This is a genomic window from Georgenia muralis, from assembly GCF_003814705.1.
GTDB lineage: Bacteria > Actinomycetota > Actinomycetes > Actinomycetales > Actinomycetaceae > Georgenia > Georgenia muralis.
The window spans coordinates 3,973,643-3,992,684 of sequence record NZ_RKRA01000001.1 but is presented as its reverse complement, the minus strand read 5'-3'; the positions used below and the strand labels follow the sequence as shown (position 1 = coordinate 3,992,684).

General features: G+C 71.2%; 17 protein-coding genes and 2 pseudogenes. 7 read left to right on the top strand and 12 right to left on the bottom strand.

Annotated features, from left to right (window positions below):
• Positions 1 to 21 precede the first annotated feature (21 nt).
• Positions 22 to 2,181, top strand: a complete 2,160-nt coding sequence (locus EDD32_RS17960; RefSeq protein WP_123919727.1) for an alpha/beta hydrolase-fold protein — start codon at positions 22 to 24, stop codon at positions 2,179 to 2,181.
• 44 nt (positions 2,182 to 2,225) lie between these two features.
• Here the strand turns inward: EDD32_RS17960 and EDD32_RS17955 are convergent, their stop codons facing one another.
• Complete coding sequence (locus EDD32_RS17955) at positions 2,226 to 2,576, bottom strand: iron chaperone (protein WP_123919725.1); 351 nt, start codon at positions 2,574 to 2,576, stop codon at positions 2,226 to 2,228.
• Between the two features lie 55 nt (positions 2,577 to 2,631).
• Entirely contained in the window at positions 2,632 to 3,360 is a 729-nt protein-coding gene (locus EDD32_RS17950; protein ID WP_123919723.1) for a competence/damage-inducible protein A, read from the bottom strand.
• A 164-nt stretch (positions 3,361 to 3,524) separates the two neighbouring features.
• On the opposite strand from EDD32_RS17950, the gene EDD32_RS17945 reads away from it, so the two are divergent.
• Together EDD32_RS17945 and EDD32_RS17940 are read left to right on the top strand one after the other, a co-directional pair.
• A complete protein-coding gene (locus tag EDD32_RS17945) occupies positions 3,525 to 6,017 on the top strand; it encodes a LuxR C-terminal-related transcriptional regulator (RefSeq protein ID WP_170175349.1) in 2,493 nt (830 codons plus the stop codon).
• A gap of 129 nt (positions 6,018 to 6,146) precedes the next feature.
• Entirely contained in the window at positions 6,147 to 7,085 is a 939-nt protein-coding gene (locus EDD32_RS17940; protein ID WP_123919719.1) for an IPTL-CTERM sorting domain-containing protein, read from the top strand.
• Here the strand turns inward: EDD32_RS17940 and EDD32_RS17935 are convergent.
• Positions 7,051 to 7,467, bottom strand: a complete 417-nt coding sequence (locus EDD32_RS17935) for an iron chaperone (protein WP_123919717.1) — start codon at positions 7,465 to 7,467, stop codon at positions 7,051 to 7,053. The two genes, EDD32_RS17940 and EDD32_RS17935, sit on opposite strands and share 35 nt — an antisense overlap.
• Positions 7,468 to 7,856: 389 nt before the next feature.
• Here EDD32_RS17935 and EDD32_RS17930 point away from each other — a divergent pair, with 389 nt between their 5' ends.
• Complete coding sequence (locus tag EDD32_RS17930) at positions 7,857 to 8,567, top strand: nuclease-related domain-containing protein (protein WP_246006212.1); 711 nt, start codon at positions 7,857 to 7,859, stop codon at positions 8,565 to 8,567.
• Here the strand turns inward: EDD32_RS17930 and EDD32_RS17925 are convergent.
• Positions 8,511 to 8,735 (bottom strand): annotated as a pseudogene (locus tag EDD32_RS17925) (DNA alkylation repair protein); the annotation flags it as partial. The gene EDD32_RS17930 and the pseudogene EDD32_RS17925 overlap by 57 nt on opposite strands.
• Positions 8,736 to 8,759: 24 nt before the next feature.
• Between EDD32_RS17925 and EDD32_RS20165 the strand changes: the two are divergent.
• A pseudogene (locus EDD32_RS20165) lies at positions 8,760 to 9,190 on the top strand (LuxR C-terminal-related transcriptional regulator); the annotation flags it as partial.
• 188 nt (positions 9,191 to 9,378) lie between these two features.
• A complete protein-coding gene (locus tag EDD32_RS17915) occupies positions 9,379 to 9,888 on the top strand; it encodes an RNA polymerase sigma factor (RefSeq protein ID WP_123919715.1) in 510 nt (169 codons plus the stop codon).
• On the opposite strand, the gene EDD32_RS17910 is transcribed toward EDD32_RS17915, so the two are convergent.
• The 4 genes from EDD32_RS17910 to EDD32_RS18975 form a co-directional block, all read right to left on the bottom strand.
• A complete protein-coding gene (locus EDD32_RS17910) occupies positions 9,889 to 11,034 on the bottom strand; it encodes a hypothetical protein (protein ID WP_123919713.1) in 1,146 nt (381 codons plus the stop codon).
• Positions 11,031 to 11,984, bottom strand: coding sequence for a hypothetical protein (locus EDD32_RS17905; protein ID WP_123919711.1), 954 nt, complete (start codon positions 11,982 to 11,984; stop codon positions 11,031 to 11,033). Before EDD32_RS17905 ends, EDD32_RS17910 begins: the two co-directional genes overlap by 4 nt.
• Positions 11,985 to 12,265: 281 nt before the next feature.
• Complete coding sequence (locus tag EDD32_RS19865) at positions 12,266 to 13,786, bottom strand: SIR2 family protein (RefSeq protein WP_123919709.1); 1,521 nt, start codon at positions 13,784 to 13,786, stop codon at positions 12,266 to 12,268.
• A 31-nt stretch (positions 13,787 to 13,817) separates the two neighbouring features.
• The gene (locus tag EDD32_RS18975) at positions 13,818 to 14,564 is read right to left on the bottom strand and encodes an NrtR DNA-binding winged helix domain-containing protein (RefSeq protein WP_211338885.1); all 747 of its coding nucleotides are present in this window, start codon (positions 14,562 to 14,564) and stop codon (positions 13,818 to 13,820) included.
• Positions 14,565 to 14,628: 64 nt separating this feature from the next.
• Here EDD32_RS18975 and EDD32_RS17890 point away from each other — a divergent pair, with 64 nt between their 5' ends.
• Positions 14,629 to 15,492, top strand: coding sequence for an ARPP-1 family domain-containing protein (locus EDD32_RS17890; RefSeq protein WP_342771423.1), 864 nt, complete (start codon positions 14,629 to 14,631; stop codon positions 15,490 to 15,492).
• Positions 15,493 to 15,580: 88 nt separating this feature from the next.
• Here the strand turns inward: EDD32_RS17890 and EDD32_RS17885 are convergent, their stop codons facing one another.
• The 4 genes from EDD32_RS17885 to EDD32_RS17870 form a co-directional block, all read right to left on the bottom strand.
• Entirely contained in the window at positions 15,581 to 16,471 is an 891-nt protein-coding gene (locus EDD32_RS17885) for a hypothetical protein (protein ID WP_123919705.1), read from the bottom strand.
• Between the two features lie 97 nt (positions 16,472 to 16,568).
• A complete protein-coding gene (locus tag EDD32_RS17880) occupies positions 16,569 to 17,141 on the bottom strand; it encodes a heme peroxidase (protein WP_123919703.1) in 573 nt (190 codons plus the stop codon).
• Positions 17,142 to 17,461: 320 nt separating this feature from the next.
• Positions 17,462 to 18,232 carry a PP2C family serine/threonine-protein phosphatase gene (locus tag EDD32_RS17875; protein WP_123919701.1) on the bottom strand — a complete coding sequence of 257 codons (771 nt, stop codon included), beginning with the start codon at positions 18,230 to 18,232 and terminating at the stop codon, positions 17,462 to 17,464.
• A 5-nt stretch (positions 18,233 to 18,237) separates the two neighbouring features.
• Positions 18,238 to 19,014 (bottom strand): vWA domain-containing protein, encoded by a 777-nt coding sequence (locus tag EDD32_RS17870; RefSeq protein WP_123919699.1) that lies wholly within the window; start codon positions 19,012 to 19,014, stop codon positions 18,238 to 18,240.
• Between the last annotated feature and the right edge of the window lie 28 nt (positions 19,015 to 19,042).

Below are 19,042 nucleotides of genomic sequence, written 5' to 3'. Positions count from 1 at the left end.
ATGCCCTCAAAGGAGAGAAGCATGACGACACGCATCCTTCGCCGTCCCCTCACAGCACTGGCGGCAGTCGCCGTCGCCGGAGCGGGGGCGGTCTTCGCCCTCCCGGCGCTCGCGGTGGAGCACGGCACCGTGCGCTCCGCCGAGGCGCCGTCCGACGCCGTCGGAGCGATCGACTACACCGTCTACCTGCCCGCCGGGTACGACACCAGCGACGCCGAGTACCCCACGGTCTACCTCCTCCACGGCCGCGGCGACACCCAGGCGGCGTGGCAGCGCGTCGCAGGGGACCTCGACGAGATGATCGCCGCGGGCACCATCCAGCCGATGGTCGTCGTCATGCCGGACGCGCCCTGGAATGAGCGGGGGAGCTGGTACACCGACTCGCTCTACACCGGGGACAGGACGACCGGCGCGGGCGCGGGCGTGCCCGTCGAGACCGCGTTCACGGAGGACCTTGTCGAGCACGTGGACGCCACCTACCGCACCGTCGAGGACCGGGCGGCCCGCGCCGTCGGCGGGTACTCCATGGGCGGCGCCGGGGCGCTGCGGTTCACCCTCGCCCACCAGGACACCTTCTCCGCCGGCATCGTGCTCAGCCCGGCGGTCTACGTGCCCCAGCCGCCCGCCGACTCCTCGACCCGGGACTACGGCGCCTACGGCGTCGGCCACAAGCTCTTCGACAAGCACCGCTACACCGAGCTGAGCTACCCGACCGCCCTCGAGGCGCTCGACCCGAGCCTGCCGGTGCACCTGTTCATCGCCGTGGGCGACGACGAGTGGGCCAACCCCGACCCGGCCGACGCCTCCCACGACCTCGACTTCGAGGCGGCCCAGCTGTACAACACCGCACGCCGCGTCGACGGTGTGACGGCCGAGCTCCGCGTGCTCGACGGCGGCCACGACTGGGACGTGTGGCAGCCCGCCTTCCGTGAGGCGATCACCGACGTCTCCGCGCGGCTGCGCACCGAGCCGGTCGCACCCTGGAGCGCTGAGCTGGTGGGCACGACCGCCGACGACCGTGCGGGCGGCGTGCTCGCGCTCGACGACGGCACGCTCGTCGGCCTCAACGTCGGGGCCGCCTACGCCGACGTCCCCTACGCCGGCGCGATGGACGTCGTCCTCGAGCGGCGGGCGGCCGACGGCAGCGTCACCTGGCGTCACGCCCTGGCCACCGCGGCCAACGACCGCGCCTACGGCGTCGTCGCCGGGAGCGACGGCGGCGTCGTCACGGCCGGGTACACCCGCGGCGACCTCGACGGCGCCCACCCGACGGGCGCGAGCGACGACGCCTTCGTCGCTGGAATCGACGCCGCCGGGGCGCGCGCCTGGACCACCCAGCTCGGCGACCCGGCCGCCGCCGACCGCATCTACGCCGTCGCCTCCGACGGTGCGGGCGGCGCGTACGTGGCCGGGTACACCAGCGGCAGCGTCGACGGCCCCAGCGCCGGCGACAAGGACGCGCTCGTCGCCCACGTCACCGCCGACGGCGCCATCGCGTGGACCACCCAGCTCGGCGGCACCGGCGAGGACAAGGCTCTCGCCGTCGCATCGGCGCCCGATGGCGGGGTGTACGTGGGCGGGGTCGCCGGCGGCGCGATGCCCGGCGCGACCCACGCCGGCTCGCTCGACGGCTGGACCGCCAGGCTGTCCGCGGCCGGCGACGTCACCTGGCTGAACCAGCACGGCACCGGCGACACGGATCAGGTGAGCGGGATGGCCGTCCGCGACGACGGGACCGCCATCGCCGTCGGCCACACCGGCGGCCGGCTCGGCGCGACGGCGTTCGGGGACAAGGACGCCTTCGCCCTCGCCCTCGCCGTCGACGGCTCGGAGCTGTGGACCACCCAGCTGGGGACGGCCACCGACGACCGTGGCGTCACCGCCGTGGCTCGCGCCGACGGCTCCGTGTTCCTCGTCGGCACGACGTACGGGCCGGTCGGCTCCCAGGTTGGTGGGGTCGACGTGTTCACCGCGGTGCTCGACGCTGCCGGCGCGGTGGGTGAGCTCGACCAGTTCGGGTCCGCCGACCGCGACGGGGCCGACGAGTGGGACGAGGCAAACCTCTACGCCGCCGGCGCGCCCGATGGAAGCGTGCTGGTCTCTGGCCTCACCTTCGGCGCACCGGACGGTCAGACCAACGCGGGAGCCGGTGACGTGTTCACAATGACCATCGCCCCGTAGAGGTCGGCCGCCCCCGGAGCTGCTCCGGGGGCGGTCGACCGCGTTCAGATCGGCTTGCGGATCTCGCTCAGCCGGGCCCGCAGGAGACGCTCGACGACGTCATCGGGCAGCGGGTGCTCGGCGGTGAACCGCACGGTGCCCTTCGACAGCGAGTACCCCTCCAGATCCGCGCGCACGGTGTCGATCGCCGCGGGGGAGAACGGGAAGAGCGAGAGGTGCTTCGCCGCGGCGACGACGCTGACGAACGGCTTGTCCGCCACCCGCAGCGCCGGCATGCCGTAGCTCATGCCCTCCTCGGCGTCCGGCGCGAGCCGCCGAGCGATGTCGATGACGCGCTGGAGCGCCTCACGCGACGGCGAGGGGACCGCTGCGATGGCGTCGTCGACCGTTCCCATCGGTCCATGGTGGTGCAGGGTCTCGGCCGCTGTGCGAGAACGACGTGCCGAGCGCTCAGCCGATCTCGGCCCGGATCTTCTCGAGCTGGGCCACCGCCGCGTCGATCAGCGCCTCGTCGGCACCGCGGACGACGACGGTCGTGCCGTACGTGTCGCCCTCGCGGAACGGGTAGGAGCCGACGCTCAGCTCCGGCATCGCCTCGGCGAGCGCGCGCAGCGGCGTCGCGATCCGACCCTCGCCGACGTCGAAGCGGACTTCGCGGGACAGACGCGGGACGCCGGCCTCGAGCGTGGGCAGGACGGTGGCGAGCATCGCGACGAAGATGCTCGGCACCCCGGCCATGACGTGGACGTTGCCCATGCTGAATCCGGGTGCGCCGGAGAGGTCGTTGACGATGAGCGTCGCGCCGTCGGGGATGCGCGCCATGCGGAGCTGGTCGGCCGTGGCGGTCCGTCCCCGCCGGGCCAGGGAGGCCTCGAGCAGGGCCCGGGCGTCGTCGCGCACGCCGATCCCGACGCCGAAGGCCGCGGCGACGGCGTCGGCGGTGATGTCGTCGTGGGTCGGGCCGATCCCGCCGGAGGTGAAGACGTGCGTGTACGCGACGCGCAGGGCGTTCAGCGCACCGACGATGACGTCGTGGACGTCCGGCACCACCCGGATCTCGTGCAGGTCGATCCCGGCGGACGTCAGCTCACCGGCGAGGTGATAGGCGTTGGCGTCCCGGGTGCGACCGGAGAGGATCTCGTCGCCGATGACGAGCATGGCGGCAGTGGGGTTGGGCATGTCCGGAGCCTATGTGCCGGTGGGCGGCACGTCCCGGCGGACGACAAGTTCGGCAAACCGGCGCCCATCGGGGCGCAGAGGAGTGCCGTGGCCGGTACCCGGACGGTCGGTGTCCGGCAGAATGACCCCAACGCCGACGACAGCGCCCAGCGTAGGGAGTGCCCGTGAGCACCCGGAGCGAGGAGGTCCCGGTCCCGGTCGCGGATACCGGGCGCCTCGTGGGGCGCGCGGACGACCTCGACCGGCTCACGGCGCTGCTCGACCGGCCGGCCGTGCGGTGGGTCAGCGTCACCGGGCGGTCGGGCATCGGCAGGAGCGCGGTCGTGCGCGCACTGGCGGCCCGGCTCCGACGGCGCGGCACGCTCGTCCTCGCCGAGCCGCTCCTCGACGACCGCGAGGAGCCCCTGGTCGAGCAGGTCCGCAACCGGCTCGCCACCTTGCGCCGCTGGGTGGGGGACGGTGCCGCCCGGCCACCGGTGGTCGTCGTCCTGGAGGACCTCGAGCCCGACCGCCGGGACGAGGCGGACACCGTCGTCGCCGCCCTCGACCCGCTGACCACGGTCCTGGCGACCTCGGTCACGGGGCTGAACCGGCCGTGGGAGGTGCGCTACCCGCTCGGCGGCCTGGCCCACGTCGGCGATGCCGCCCCACCGCGCGGCGCCGCCACCCCCTCACCGGCCGCGGCGCTGTTCCTCGAGCACGCGGCGCGGGTGGACCCGCGGTTCCGGTCCGGCGAGGTCGTCCTCGACGACGTCGAGCGGCTCTGCGCGCTGCTGGCCGGTGTACCGCGCGACCTCGAGGTGTGCGCGGCACGGACCCCGGTCCTGGGTGTGCCCGGGATCCTGCGTGAGCTGACCGGCCAGTCCGACGCCGGCCGCCGGGCCGTCCTGACGTGGCGGGACGCCGAGGGGCGGCCGCTCGGCTCGTCGCTCGCCTGGACCCACGCCCACCTCTCCGCGGACGCCCAGCGCACCCTGCGGGCGGCGTCGGTGTTCGCCGAGACCTTCGGCCTGGACCACCTGCGTGCGGTGGTGGGCCCGGACCTCGACGACGGCCGGCTCGTCGACGCCCTCGCCGAGCTCGTCGACGTCTCCCTCGCCGAGCCGGTCCACGCCCAGGCGGCCGCACCCGTGCCGGGCGCCCCCGGGACCCCGGAGCACCCCGTCGCAGCGTCACCCTCGGACGTCGAGCCGCGGTTCCGGCTGCGTGCGCTGGTTGGGGACTTCGCCGCGCGCGAGGCGCGGCTGGCGGGTGAGGCCGAGGACCTCAGGGGCCGGCACGCCGCCTACCTGAGCGCGGTCGCCCGGCACTGCGCCACGCGGTGGGACGACGCCGAGGAGACCGAGGGGCTGCGGGTCCTGACACCCCTGCTCGCCGACCTCGTCGCCGCCGTCGAGTGGTACGCGTCGCGCGGCGAGGTGGCCAGGGCGCTGCGCCTGGCCTCCGACGCCGCGCCGGTGGCCGTGCGTCAGGGCCACCACGGCGAGGTGCACCGGGTGCTGCGCCGGCTCCTCGACGACCCGGGCGCCGCCGACGTCGACGAGGCCACCCGCGGTGACGCGCTGGTCTGGCTGGCGGCCGGCGGCCTGGGGGCCGTCGACACCGGCGAAGCGCCCGAACGGGTCATGCGGACCTGGCACGAGGGAGCCGAGCTCGTCCGGCGGCACGGGTCACCGACGGCGCTGCTGCGCACCCTGGCCCTGGCCTGCCTCGCCCTGCCGGTGCATCGCGACCTCGAGCTGACCGGGAGGCTGCTCGCCGAGGGGGTGAGCCTCGCCGACCGGATCGGCCACCGGGTGTGGGCGGACCGGTTCCGGCTCTGGACGGCCATGCTGCACCACGTCACGGGGGACCTCGACGGGGCGTGGGACACCGGCCTGGCCGTGATGGAGGCCGCGCGGCTCAGCGGCGACCCGGTCGCCCGGATCGGTGCCGCGCTGCTGCTCATCCCGCTGCGGGAGACACGCACGGTCGACGCCGACCTGGCCCCGTCGTCGGCGGACCTGCTCGACCTCGCGAGGGCGTTCGGCGACCCCTTCTACCTGAGCCTGGCGCGCGCCTACGAAGCCCGGGACACGCTCGCGCGCGGCGACACGATCGGCGTGTGCCGGCTCGTCGCCGACGCGCTGCGCGACGTGGACGAGCCCCGGCGGTGGCGCCTGTCCGAGTTCATGGTGGCCCTCGTCGTGCGGGTGGCCGCGGTTCGCGGTGACAGGGTCGTCGCGGCCACCCTGCACGGCGCCGCCTGGGCGCAGCTGGTCTCCTCCACGTCCTGGCCGGTGATGTGGCGGCGGACCTACGAGGAGGAGGTGGCGCGGCTGGCAGCGGGTCTCCCGCCACAGGTGTGGGCCCGCAGCCTCCACGAGGGCGCCTCACTCGGGTGGGCCGAGGTCCTCGCTCGAACCTCGTCGTACGTCGAGGACGTGCTCCGCTCGGCCCCGGCGGTGCGGTCCGCACCGCCTGCGGACGAGCTCACGGCCCGCGAACGGCAGGTGCTGGGCCACATCGTCGACGGCCTGACCAACCGCGAGATCGCCGAACTCCTCCAGCTCAGCGTCAAGACGGTCATGCACCACTCGACGGCGATCTACCGCAAGCTCGGCGTGCGGGGGCGCGCCGAGGCAGCCGTCTGGTGGGTGCGGCACGGGCAGGACTGAGCGCGGCCGGGCGTCCGGGCTGAGGCCGAGGCGGGCAGAGCGAAACCCGGGCATTTGCCCGATGTGTCGCCGGAGCGGACCGTCCTACGGTCGAGGTCCCATCTCGACCGTAGGCGAAGGAGCTCGGCAATGTTCCCCACGACGGCAGGTCCCAGGCGGCGTCTGGTCGGGATCGCCGCGATCTCCACGGTCGCCGCGCTCGCCACGGCGGGAGCTCTCGCGACGGCGTCGCCGAGCGGGACGGGCCCGGACGGGTGCGTCCCCGGACCGGGTGAGGGCGAGCAGGTCTGCACCTGGTCCACCCCCGGCGCCGCCCTCTGGAGGGTGCCGGAGGGGGTGACGAGCGCGACGTTCGCACTGCGCGGCGGCTCCGGCGCGGGCGACCCGTACGACTTCCGAGGTGGCTACGGCGCCCTCGTGACTGCGACTGTGCCGGTGACGCCGGGCGACGCCTTCGGCATCGTCGTCAGCCTCGGTGCCGCCAGACGCTCGGGCGGCTCCCTGGCCGGGGAGGGGGGCGGCGCGCTCGACGGCACGTCCCAGGGGTACGGCGGCGGCGGGCTCAGCGCCGTCCTGGACGGCGACGGCGGCGACCAGCTCCTGGTCGCCGGCGGCGGCGGTGGCCAGGGGGGCGGCCTCGGAGGCCTCGGTGGTTCCGGCGGGAACGCCGGCGAGGTCGCCGGCGACGGTGCCGGCGCCGGTCTCGCCAGGGGCGGCACCGGAGCCACCGCCGGCACCGACGGTGCCGGTGGCAGCTCGGCGCTGCAGTCGTTCGGCGACGGGTTGTGCGGTGGCGCCCTGACGGCGGGCGGTGACGGGCGGGGCGGCTTCGGTGGCCCCGGCGGCACCAGCGACTGCGCCGGCGGCGGAGGCGGCGGAGCGGGGTACCGCGGCGGCGGCGGTGGGGGCGCGAGCGGACCCGAGCTGCTGCAGGGTGCCGGCGGGGGCGCCGGCGCGAGCTACGCCGCCGACGGCATCGACGCCACGATGCGAACCCGCGACGACCACGGGGGCGGCCAGGTCGTCGTTCGCTTCATGGTCCCGGAGGACGCCGACACGCAGGGCTGAGCCGTGACCTGGGCCGGGCGTCTTCGCGGGAGGCTGTCCGCCCCGGCCTACCCGCCGGTGATCTCCGCGAGCCGGGCCCGATGCGCTCGACGACGTCGTCGGGCAGGGGGTGCTCGGCCGTGAAGCGCACGGTGCCCTTCGACAGCGAGTGGCCCGCGAGCTCGTCGCGCACGGTGTCGATCGCGGCCGGTGATAACGGGAAGAGCGAGAGGTGCTTCGCCGCGGCGACGTACGGCTTGCCCGCGACCCTCAGGGCCGGCATGCCGTAGCTCACGCCGTCCTCGGCGTCCGGCGCGAGCCGCCGGGCGATGTCGATGACGTGCTGGAGGGCTTCGCGCGAGGGCGAGGGGACCTCGGCGGTGGCCTCGTCGACGGTGCTCATGCCGCCATGGTCCTCGCCGAGGGGGACGCTCGGTGGGGAAGCTGGGGTCAAGGACGACTGGCACCTCCGTGGTCTCGACACTGATCCTCCCAGGCGATTCGGACGAGTGCCGGCATTCCCGTCGATAGCCTGACGGCGTGACAGAGACGACCGACGGAGAGCCCGCCTCGGAGGCGTCCCGCCGGATGAGGCTCCGGTATCCCGGAACCTGCCGGGTGTGCGGGGCCGGGCTCCCTGCGCGCACCGACGCCGTCTACGAACGCGCGACGAGGACCGTGCGGTGCGTTGAGTGTCCTGTCGAGGAGACAGCGACCACCGCGAGTGACGAAAGCCTGATGCTCACGTCGGCGCCGGAGCCGGCGACCTCGGAGCCAGCTGAGGAAGCCGGGGTGGCCGGCTCGTCCGCTCGCCGTGAGTACGAGCGTCGCAGAGCACGGGACGAGGAGCGACTCCGCCAACGGTGGGGCAGGCTCGGCGGCGTCGCGGTGGCCCTGTCGGACGAGCGGCAGAGCACGACGGCGTGGGAGCGTGGGGCCGTCGGCGAGGAGCGCCTGGGTGCTCGTCTCGACGGGCTGACCTCCCGAGGGGTCGTCGTCCTGCACGACCGTCGGATTCCCGGCACGAGGGCAAACATCGACCACATCGCCGTCACCGGCGGCGGCATCTGGGTGATCGACGCCAAGCGCTACCAGGGACGTCCTCAGCTGACCATCGAGGGCGGCTTCCTCCGACCTCGGGTCGAGAGGCTGCTCGTGGGCCGCCGCGACTGCACGAAGCTCGTCGACGGCGTGCTCAAGCAGGTCGAGCTGGTCCGCGAGGTCGTTGGCGACGTGCCGGTGACGGGTGTGATCTGCTTCGTCGAGGCGGACTGGCCGATGATCGGTAGTGCGTTCTCCACGCGCGGGGTACCGGTCCTCTGGCCGAAACGACTCGCGAAGCTCCTGGTCGAGGACGGCGGCGACGTCGACGTCGCCGCGACGCGTCAGGCGCTCGCCTCGCGGTTCAGGCCGAGCTTATGCCGGAGTGTCAGGGAGCGGTTCCGCTTACGAGCTGTTCTGCCGGCGCACCATCTCGGTGATCCAGATCGGCGCGAACGGTGACGTGCAGCCCGGCGGGGTGGGGTAGTCCTTGAGCACCTCGAGGCGCTCACCGATGTCCAGCGCGCGGGCCCGCTGCTCGGGGTGCGTGTTGCCGATCTGGGCGAGGCAGGTGTTCATCGCCCACTGGAGGCGGTCCGGGGCGTCCTTCATCTCTGCCTCGACGAGATCCTCGCCCGGCCGGCGCCGCAGCCGCGGATCGTGGTGCTGACGACGTTCGACCTCGACGAGTACGTGTGGTCCGCCGTCCGGGCCGGCGCCGCCGGGTTCCTCCTCAAGGACGTCGCCCCCGACGACCCGTTCACGCCGTGCGGGTGGTCACACGCGGGGAGTCGATGCTGGCGCCGGCGCTTATCACGAGGACGCTGACCCAGTTCGCCCGCCGGCCCCCGGCCGGGCAACGGCCGACCGAGCTGAGCGCCTTGAGCGAGCGGGAGACCGAGGTGGTGCGGCTCGTCGCGCGAGGCCTGTCGAACGCCGAGGTCGGCGCCAAGCTGTTCCTCAGCGAGGCCACGGTCAAGACGTACGTCTCCCGGGTCCTGACCAAGCTCGACCCTCGCGACCGGGTGCAGATCGCGGTCGTCGCGTACGAGTCCGGGCTCGTCCAGGCGGGGGAGCCGGGCTGACGACTGCCCGCTGGTCGGCGACCCATGGCACGCCACCGTCCACATAGTTCCGCCGTCATGCTGGCCGGCCGGGTGCTGTTCGCCGTGATCCCGCCCCGGTGCGGACGCCCGTGCCGGTAGGTTGCCCTTCGGCTGCAGACGCCCCGTAGCTCGTCGGGGGGCTGCTCGTCTGATCGGAGAGAGGTGCCATGGAGGACGGGTCCATTGAGGAGCTCGACTGGAGCGACCTTCGGCGCGTCGCGCTCGCCGTGGCCCGCGAGCAGGGAGCGGGGGAGTCGGCGGAGGACGTCGCCAGCGAAGCCCTCACCCGGCTGTGGGTCAACCTCGAAGAGGTTCGTGAACCGCGAGCCTGGGTGCGCCAGGTGACGCGACGCCTGGCGATCGACCAGCACCGCGCGGGGCCTGCTGACGGCTGGACCGACCTTCCGAACAGCAGCCCCGAGCCCGGCGAACGGCCATTCCCGGCCCATCTCGCGGCCCGATCACCGAGCGGAAAGGTGGCGGCACGCGACGACCTCGAGCGGGCTCTCGCCGTGGTGAACGACGTCGAGCGCGACCTGCTCCTCGGTCAGTCCGCCGGCTACTCGACCCGTGAGCTCGCGGAGAGGTGCCGCTACACCGAGCGGTCCGTCAGGGTGAAGCTGAGCGTCGCTCGTCGCAAGATCCGTCAGGCGTTCCCCGGGTTCGTCCTCGACTGATCACCCCCGCTCGGGTCGGCGCGTCAGCGCCTGATCGAGCCCGGCGAACCGGTCCCTGAACCGCTCGAGGACCTCGGCAGAGCCGTGACCCCCGGCCCGAACGAGATCCGTCATGGCAACCGACAGGGCGCCGTCGTCCTCCAGCTCGCCGCGGTCGGGCACGAGAACGCGGACCCGGGCCTCCCGTGTCACTGTGGAGGCGACGATCGTGAAGGGACGCTGCCAGCCGAAGAGTCCCTTCGGCATGACGGGTCGGACCGGGACGTCGAGCTTGGAGTACTTGGCGAGCGCGTGGAGGGCGACGTCGAGGAACGTCGGTTCGTCACGGATACTGAGCGCGCGCTCGAAGCCACGCGTGAGGTCGTGCCGGTCCTCGAGTGCGAATGCCACCAGCCCCAGCCCGCCCGCGACGACGACCTTGCCCGCGCCGGTCTCAAGACGGATGCAGTCAGGCGGCCACCGGCCCTCTAACCACATCACGGCGTCGTCCCCGGTGACGGACGTCCGGACCGACCACGGGCCCTCACCGACCTGCACGAAGGCGTCCCGCACGTCGACGTGGGGCCCGTCGCCCCGCGGGTCGATCCCGTCCGCCCACCTGTAGGGCCCCACGAACGTCTCGGCACGGAAGGTCCATCGGCTGTGACCGCCGCGGCGTAGGGCGCGGTCGCCGGCCCGGTCCGCCCATTCGAGCGATCGGTTGTCGGTCCCAGTCGGCTCACGGCGGCGTGGACCATCCATGGCCTCGCGCACGTGCCGAGCACCCTCATCAGCTCGATGGGCGATGGCCCGGGTGCTCGCCAGCGACAGGTCCTCGGGCCGGAAGTCCTCCGTCCACCACAGCGTGACCAAGCCGTCACCGCTCAGGGCGCCGCGAAGGCGGTCGAAACCGGTGAACCCTGCGTCCTGGGCGGTCAGGAGCGTATCTAGAACGGGGGTGGTGGCCGGGTAGGTTCCGACCTCCACGCCGAGCCAGCACCCCTGCGAGGACGGTGCGTCGTCCGGATCGAGCGGACCCCCGATGAGGAGGTCTGCTCGGCCGTCGCGGCCCATGCGGTGCACCAAGGTGTCGTGGTGCTCCTCGGTCGAGAGCAGTCGGAGACCGTCCAGCTCCAGGAGCGTCGACGCGACGTCGTGACCCGTCACAGTGCCCTCGCCTTCTCGAGGGCGAGGAGGATGAGCCCCTCGGCGGTGTCGAGGTCGTTCGGTGTTGTCACACGGGACGTGACGCCGTACCGGACGTGCTGCGGCCGGCCGAGCCGGTCGTCCGCAGCGAGCTCCGCCGGGAGGTCCTCGGGGACGAGCCGCACGGAGAGCTTCCCCGTCCAGTGCAGGTACGCCACGGCCGGCGACGGCTCACCCATGGCGAGGTCGTGGAGGCGGATGTAGTCACCGGTCCCGCCGTCGCGCGATGCGCCGACGACGGCCGCCACCTCCTCGTCCGTCAGCCGGTCGAGGAGGGACCGCAGCAGCGGCGCACGGTCGCCGGCGCGCTCGACCAGCGCCTCGTCGAGCGAGAGCGGTGCACCCGCAGTGGCCTCGATCTCGGTGGTCTCCACGTCCTCGGGGAGATCGGCGGTCGCGGGCGTCTGCGTGGTGGCCCCGCTCGTGGGCGGCACGAACCGGCGCTCCTCGAGCATGTCGTAGATCTCCACACCGGCCGCGACGTACCGGTCCCAGCCGACGGCGCTGACCTGGCCGAGGCGGGCGTGCTCCTCCACCGTGACGGTGCACGCCACGGCGTACTGCTCGAGGAAGTCGCGGAGCTCGTCGAGCGACCACTCCGGGCGGTTCAGGAGCTGCTCGATGATCCACTTCCGCTGCCAGACGTGCTCGTGGTTCACCGGGCTCGGGCTACTCGTGTCCAGGGCACCCGTGGAGCGAAGGCGGACGTGGTACTTCGCGTACGGCGCTACTCCCTCCGCCTCGGTCCACTTCCAGATGGCGATGCTCAGCATCTCCTTCTTGTGCGGGTCGGTGACGTCGGTGAGGCCGAGCTGGTGATGGATGAGTCGCAGCGCGCTCTCGCGGCGGGCGGGCATTCCTGCGTCCTCGACGTAGACGCGGGACAGGTTGATGGCGGTGTTGGTAGGCACGTCGCTCCTTGTCGTAGTGGCTTCACCTACAGAGACGCACGGAATGGAGAAGTGTTAACGACCCACTGCCAGGCGGGCCTCGGGACCGGTAACCGGCAATGCCAAGAGCACCTCGAACAGGGCACTGCTACACGCATACGCCCCACCCGATCGCCGTGGCCTTACCGGCAAGAACCGCGGCCACGTCGAAGGGCGGGACCTGAGCCAACGGTCGGGGGCCCAGTCGGCGCGGGAGCGCCTCCGGCTGACCGGGTAACCGCGATGTCGCCGGCTTCACGCCCCTATCTGGACTTCGCCCCGAGTGCCTCCAGAGTCTCTCGGATCTTGTCCCAGCCGACGCTCGATCTCGCGGCGGGTGAGATGGTGCGCTCGAACTCGATCAACGCGTCGCGGAGTGCGCGGTCGGCCGGGCTGAGGCCGGAGAGGTACCGCTCGTCCAGGAGGTACTCGGCCGAGAGGCTGTGGGTCCGAGCGGCGGTCCAGGAGAGCCGGTCCAGGAACACCTCGAGAGTTCGGGCCGCCTCCGCCACGCTTCCGGTCTCGGCCATCGGAAGGAACGTGAGATCGCCCTCCAGCTGGAACTCCTGGTCGGTCTTGCGAATGAGCGGAAGGACGGTCCCTGCGGTGGGCCGCGAGCTCGCACCGTCAGGCTCTGCATCGGCCCGTACCCGTGCGACCGCTGCCGCCATGTCGAGGAAGTCGCGGTCGGTCATGCTGAACCCGACGAAGAGGAGATGGCTTGTGAGCATAAGGGACTGGACCACTCCGGCGAGCGCCTTGTACTCCTCCGCGTGGGCGTCGTAGTGCGCCCGGGTCAGGACCACGGAGCCTGGCCGCGCAATGTCTCCGTGGAGCTTCAGGAGCCAGGGCAGAGCACCGTCGGCAAGGCGCCGGGTCATGACGCGAAAGCCCTCCTCGCCCAGCACTGATTCGAGCGCATGCTCCATGCACGGGTCGAAGTTGGTCGTGACCATCTCCCGGGGACGGAGGCCGGCGAGGAGGGCATGGCCGATGCCGTGGCGAGGAGTGCCCAGGATCTTGCCCAGCTCCGCCTCGATCTCGAGCTTCTCGGCGATCGAAGTGGCGACGTCGAGCGGGTCGGCGTCATCCGGCCAGTCGGTCGGGAGCTGTGCTCGTTCGGCGAGTATCCGCAAGAGCGTCTGCCAGTCGGGGAGCCCAACCGGCTTGGAGACGCCGGCGCCGATGAACAACGACAGTTGGCCCTTGGCCGCCATCGTGCCCAGCCGGTCCGCCTCCGCCTCCAGGTGCTCGGGGAGCGCCGCCCACTGCTCGTCGGTGCGCCGGGCCTGGACCGCCGCCACATCGCGGCGGTCCTGCACCACCAAGGCGATGTCGAAACCGTGGTCGCGAGCCGCGGTCGCCAGCGCCGGGAGGTACACGTCGATGACCTCGCCGCGCTGATGGTGCAATCCGCCCGCTCCGGTGCCGATCATCGGGACGCCGAGGAGCGGCCGGTCTCGGCCGCCGCGGGCTTCGAGCCCGCCGGCGAGCTCCGTGACGCCGTCGAGCATCCGCTGGACCATGCTGGTGATGGTCATGTCGTCGTGGACGGTGGCGACGGCGGTGACCCTGCGTCCGTCGCTGTCCGGGAGCGCCACGGCCGTGCCTGTCGAGGGGTGTGGCAGCCGCAACCAGCCGGTGCCTGGGACGCGAGGGAGGTTGCCCGGCAGGAAATCGGACCAGACGTCCGTGATGTTGAAGCGATCGTCGCACGGGATGGCGATGCCGTCGCAGGCGAGCTTGCGAAGGTCGCCGTGGATGACGAAGAGGTGTCCGGACATGGCGACATCGTTCCAGGAGGGCGCGGACAGGTCAGACCGACTCGCGGGGCAGCTGGAGCCGACGTCGTGAGGTGGCGCGATGGTCGGCGTCTCCCGACTTGGTGAAGACCCGGGCGGGTCGTCCCCCGGCGGACCGGGTCAGGGTGCTCCCGCGCTCGAGGACGGGTTCCAGGTGCTCGCTCATCCGCCGGTTGAAGGTGTCCTTGAGCAGTCGTTCGCCGAGCACGGCCTCGTGACAGGCGCGCAGCTCGGCGAGGGTGAACTCCGTTCCGAGGAGCCCGTCCGGGTCCGGCAGGTGCTCGTACCGATCGCGCATCGCCGCGGCGGCTTCCCGCACGATCGTGCCGTGGTCGAAGAGCAGCGGGTCGTCCGAGACGAGCGCGCCCGTGAGGTCGACGCCGACCAGCCGCCCGCGGCCCATCCGCAGGACCTCGTGGGGGAGGACGAGGGCGTGGCCGAGGGAGATCGTCCAGGCCCGAGGGTCGCGGTCGGGGTCGTCGAAGACGCGCAGGAGGTGGGGGGCCGGGACCGGGACCTTGAGGCCGACCTTGAGGCGGAGGACGTCGGCGACGGCGCCCGGGATGTGCTGCCGCTCGCGAAGGAACCGGCCGGGGAGTGCGGGCCCGGCAGGACCCGTCTCCCGGTCCTGGACCAGGACGACGAGCTGCCCGTCGGGTCGGGCGGGGTCGGGCGACCGATCCGGTGCCACGGTCAGCACGGCCAGATCGACGGCGACGTTGGGTCGCGGATACCCGGTCAGGTCGTCGTTGTTCCTCATTGCACACAGTTTAGCTCAGAGTTGCGCTATGGTTAGCGCAGGAACGAGATAAGGGGTGGTCGGAATGAGAGAGCTTCATGTCGGCAGGGGTGCGAACGCTGGCGCCTTGACCGTCTTCCCGGTGTGGGGTGACGCCCCCACCTCCCGCGGGTACGGCATCGACGACGCATCGCTCGTCGTGTCGGAGCTGCCGGACGGGCCCGCCGTGGGCCACGTGCTCGCCCAGAACAGCGCCAGCATGCCGTTGCTCATCACCGAGGGGATGCTCCTTGAAGGCGGTTGGCAGACCCGGGCGCTGACCCGCTCCGTCCTTCTGCCCGCGAGGGAGTCCCTCGCCGTCGAGGTGGTGTGCGTGGAGCAGGGCCGGTGGAGTGGCGGCGCCGGGCACCGGACGGCCGGCCGGCGTGCAAGCTCCCGCATTCGTGCGGCGGCTCGCCGACGTGGGGACCACGGCGCCCAAGGAACGGTCTGGCAGAGAGTGGCCCAGTACGAGGCCCGCTTCGGCCAGAGTCCGACGTCCTCGTACGCCGATCACGCCGACCGTGGCGCGGCCGACGTCCGCCGCCTGGTGGCGACGATGCGGACGCTGCCGGGCGAGCTCGGCGTCGTGATCGGCATCGGTGGCCACCAGGTCGTCGCCGAGGTGTTCGACAGCCCGCTCAGCCTGCGGCAGCAGTTCGCCGCGATCATGGAGGCGGCCGGTATGGACGCGCTCGACCAGCCCGCGGTGGCCACCCCCGCGCGCCGGGCCATCCGGCTCATCGAAGAGGCGGAGGGGCTGAGCCTGCGTCCGATCGCTGCAGCGGGTCTCGGCACGACCATGACCGGCTCGTCCGAGCGCGTCGCCGTGGATGCGCTGGCCTGGCGCCGACGTCTCGTCCACACGACCGTGACCAACGCGCATCACCCGTTGAACGTGGGCGCCTGAGATGCGGTGGCTGGATTCCGCGCAGCCGTGCGGGCGGACAGCCCGCCCGGCCATCGGTGAGCGGGACCTTGCGTCGTCAGCTTGGTGATCAGTGGCGGCCGTCGCCCGCGATCTCCAGACCGCGGTACTGCAGTGTTGCCGCGACGAATCGCTCGGCTGCGCGCGCTGTCGCTTGAGAGCCGAGAGGCGGTAGCCAGGGCACAAGGTCCTGTCTGAGCGGGCCTGCCGAGCGACCGTGGGGTTTGAGGACCTGCGCCTTCGGTTGGTGGTCGGGAGAGCAGTGCTGCCCGTGACGCTCGGTGATGCGCTTGGTCGTCTCACCGACGTAGATCACCGGCCGGCCGACCCCTTGGACGTCGAACGCGTAGATGCGGTGGCTGCCGACAGTCGCAGGGTGTGCCCAGACGAGGCTGTCGAGCAGACGTCTTGCGTCGATCACCTCACGCATGGTCCGTACGTGCGTCGCAGATGCCTGACCGTGGACGGCACAGTAGACGTAGGCGGAGTTCCTCATGCGGGTGGCCGCCGGGTGCCACCAGTCGAGCCACTCGAGGTGGGCGCCACACACGGCATCACCAGGGCCCGGTCGCGGACAGCACACGCCTAGCGATCCACCGGCACGCCATCCAGGTCGCCGCGCCGTCGTCCACGAGACGGGAGCCTCGTGAACCATGTCGAGCTCGTCCAGCGTGGGTCCGAACAGGGCTGCGGCCGCGTCGGCATCCCGTGTCTCGGCCGCCGGGAGGCTCGCGCCGTCCGTGAAGTGCACCTGGAGGTCCGAGCCCGACCGCTGCCAGAAGTAGTGCAGGCGATGAGCGCGTGCCATCTTCCGCACGGCCACGGCCGAGGTCGACACCACGGAGGCGCCGCGCAGAGCCCCCAGCGGTCCAAGGTCGATGTCGTTCCCGGTCGCGTCGATCCCGTTCAGGGTCTCCGGACCCGCGGGCAGGACGAAGACTTCTGCTGCGGGCGCCGACAAAGGAACCGATGGTTTCGGCGGGACCGAGCCCAGTGCAAGCCGTTCCGCGACCGTCAGACCTCGCGGGCTCCTGGGGAGGGCGACCAACTCAAGCCCCTCAGGCCAGCCCAGCTGGGACTTTGTCCGGGCGGTCGAGCGGCTTGCTCGCCTTCCTGCCGGACTCATGGAGCCAGATGGCGTGGTCGAGCGCACTGGCCGAGACCCCTAGCCGTCGGGCCGCCTCCTCGACCAGCTCCGCCACCTCACCCGCCGACATCCACGGGTCAACGGGCACGGAGGAGCTCTCGACGAACCGGCGGACCATCCGGTCCGGCTTCACGCCGGGAACACCGGCGAGCATGAGGAGGTACCGCCAGCTGATCCCCGACTTCTGACCCGGCAGGGCGAGCCACGCGGCCTTGAAGTCGTGCACCTTCGGCTCGGGTGCGGTGCGCAGGTCCTCGGTGGTGGTGACCCCCAGCTGCGGCAGCCGCGTGGCAGCTCGAAGGATGACCTCGGCCTTCAGCGGCGCGCGCGCCGCCGTGGAGGACTCGTGACGGTTGCCGACGGTGCGCGTCCAGCCCTCCACACCGCCCAGCTCGGCGAAGACGTTTCGGATGTCATCGAGGTCGTCGCCGTTGGCGCGCTCCTCACCTCGGTGGGTGCGGTACCGCGCTACGACCTTCTGCACGCTGCCGTATCGCACGCCGATCGACTGGACGGAGTCGATGACGCAGAGCGCGAGACTGTCGGGATAGCCCCGGGAAAGGACCACGACGACGGCGCGCCCAGGCGATTCTCGATGTGCATGATGAGCTCGTCGACGACGTCGATCGAAGTGGCGTCAGATTGCATCCCGCCATCCAACCACCGCCATACCCTGTGTACACAGGAATCAGGTTGCAGATTGGATCGCCCCGGGTCTTGTGTAGGGTCTGATCGCGCGGTTCGCTCTCGGCTTTCGCAAGCTGACCAACTACATCGCCAGAGCTTTTCTCGGTGCTGGCGCATTCAGGCGCCGACTACACGGGTCGAGCGGGCGAGGATGCCGATCGAGCAGTCGTCGTCGGTTCCTTCACGGATCTGAAGGTCCATGACGCGCTTGAGTTCCTTCTTGTACGCAGGATTGGCGACGGCATAGGTGGGGGCGTCAGATATGATGCGAAAGAGAGTGCGGCACGCGCGCGCCAAGACACGACGCTCATAGTTGTAGAGACTTTCTGCCGTGCCGTCGGACATTAGAATGAAGCCGTTGTAACCATCCAACTCGCCCTTTGTGATCTGCATGGAGGGCACCGCATTCTTTGACGTCACGAACGTCGTCACGTTCGGAAACTCCCCGTTGTCCGGGAGGGTCACAAGTTCGAGTTCGCCATCGCGTTCAGCTCCGATGACGCCGTCGCCGATTTGGGCCGCGACAAAGAACTCCTCGGTCACGGCCACGCACAGGAAGGTTGACGCCAGATCCTTGAGTTCGCATCCAATCCGTGCGGCAGTCCCGTTCAGCTTCTCGATCAGGTGCGCGTGGAGTGCGTTTCCATCGAGGTTACCGCGCCACCCTCGCCCAGATTCGAAGAGGTCCACGATGAAGTCACACCCCGCCGCGACAACCGCTTGCGCCCCATGCTCAGCCAACTTTGCTGATCCCGCGCCGTCCGCGAGGCAGAGCACCTGGACGCCACTACGAGACTCGTAGCGGAACCGATCCTGACCGGGTTTTCCGTCTAACACATGGCTCTTGCCACGCACTTGGTAGGCAAACTCGCGCCACCTTCCCCCCATCAAGATCAGCCTTGGAACATCTCTTTGTAGTTCTTGTACTTGTCGAGCTTGTTCGAGGTGACGGTCTGCTTGAGAGTGTCGACGGGAACTAGGTCCTCGATGTCCTCGGGCTCGATCTCAGGTCCCGCCTCAGAACCCTCGGATGCTGAGCGAGACATTGAATCGGATAGGACCTTGAAGAACTCTTTGAACGAGGAGAGACCCTCCAGTTGGAGCGGAGGAATCTCTGGGCTGAAATCAACGAGCGTCTCCCAGTCAAGCTCACCGTCGTCGCCGATCGCGATGGTGATGACAGTCAGCTTCTTCAGGTCGGCCATCTCTTGGACCTGCTTGATGACGCGGGGCTCATCCTCAACTCCTACGTTGGAGCCGCCGTCCGTCATGAGAACCAGCGTTGGGCGCGCTGCGCGTCGCCCGCCGGCGGCCTGCTTGTAGTACTCACGTCGCTTCGCGAGCAGGTCGAGGGCAAGACTCACGGCTCCGCTGATGTTCGTCCCTGTCGTCTCCAATTCAATCTGAACATCCCGATCAACGGAGTCGATGCTGGTGAATGGTTGCACCACAGCCGCATCGCCGCTGAACCCGATCAGGCAGAGGTCGGCGCCGTAGCGAGTTCGAGGATCAGCCTCGATGTCGCCGTAGAACTTCTTGAGCGCGGCTTCCAGGTCGGGCTTCTTGGTTCCGTCATTCATTGACCAGCTACGGTCGACACAGATCGCGATTGGGATGAGTTTCGAGCGATTGTTCGCCATGTCCTCATCGAGAATCTTCGTGCGCGCCATGAGCGCCCCCTTCTGTCTGGACGATGTC

Coding starts and splice junctions, on each gene's coding strand:
- EDD32_RS17960 (WP_123919727.1), top strand. CDS start 22: ATGACGACACGCATCCTTCGCCGTCCCCTCACAGCACTGGCGGCAGTC.
- EDD32_RS17955 (WP_123919725.1), bottom strand. CDS start 2,576: ATGGGAACGGTCGACGACGCCATCGCAGCGGTCCCCTCGCCGTCGCGT.
- EDD32_RS17950 (WP_123919723.1), bottom strand. CDS start 3,360: ATGCCCAACCCCACTGCCGCCATGCTCGTCATCGGCGACGAGATCCTC.
- EDD32_RS17940 (WP_123919719.1), top strand. CDS start 6,147: ATGTTCCCCACGACGGCAGGTCCCAGGCGGCGTCTGGTCGGGATCGCC.
- EDD32_RS17935 (WP_123919717.1), bottom strand. CDS start 7,467: ATGAGCACCGTCGACGAGGCCACCGCCGAGGTCCCCTCGCCCTCGCGC.
- EDD32_RS17915 (WP_123919715.1), top strand. CDS start 9,379: ATGGAGGACGGGTCCATTGAGGAGCTCGACTGGAGCGACCTTCGGCGC.
- EDD32_RS19865 (WP_123919709.1), bottom strand. CDS start 13,786: ATGTCCGGACACCTCTTCGTCATCCACGGCGACCTTCGCAAGCTCGCC.
- EDD32_RS18975 (WP_211338885.1), bottom strand. CDS start 14,564: ATGAGGAACAACGACGACCTGACCGGGTATCCGCGACCCAACGTCGCC.
- EDD32_RS17890 (WP_342771423.1), top strand. CDS start 14,629: ATGAGAGAGCTTCATGTCGGCAGGGGTGCGAACGCTGGCGCCTTGACC.
- EDD32_RS17875 (WP_123919701.1), bottom strand. CDS start 18,232: ATGGGGGGAAGGTGGCGCGAGTTTGCCTACCAAGTGCGTGGCAAGAGC.
- EDD32_RS17870 (WP_123919699.1), bottom strand. CDS start 19,014: ATGGCGCGCACGAAGATTCTCGATGAGGACATGGCGAACAATCGCTCG.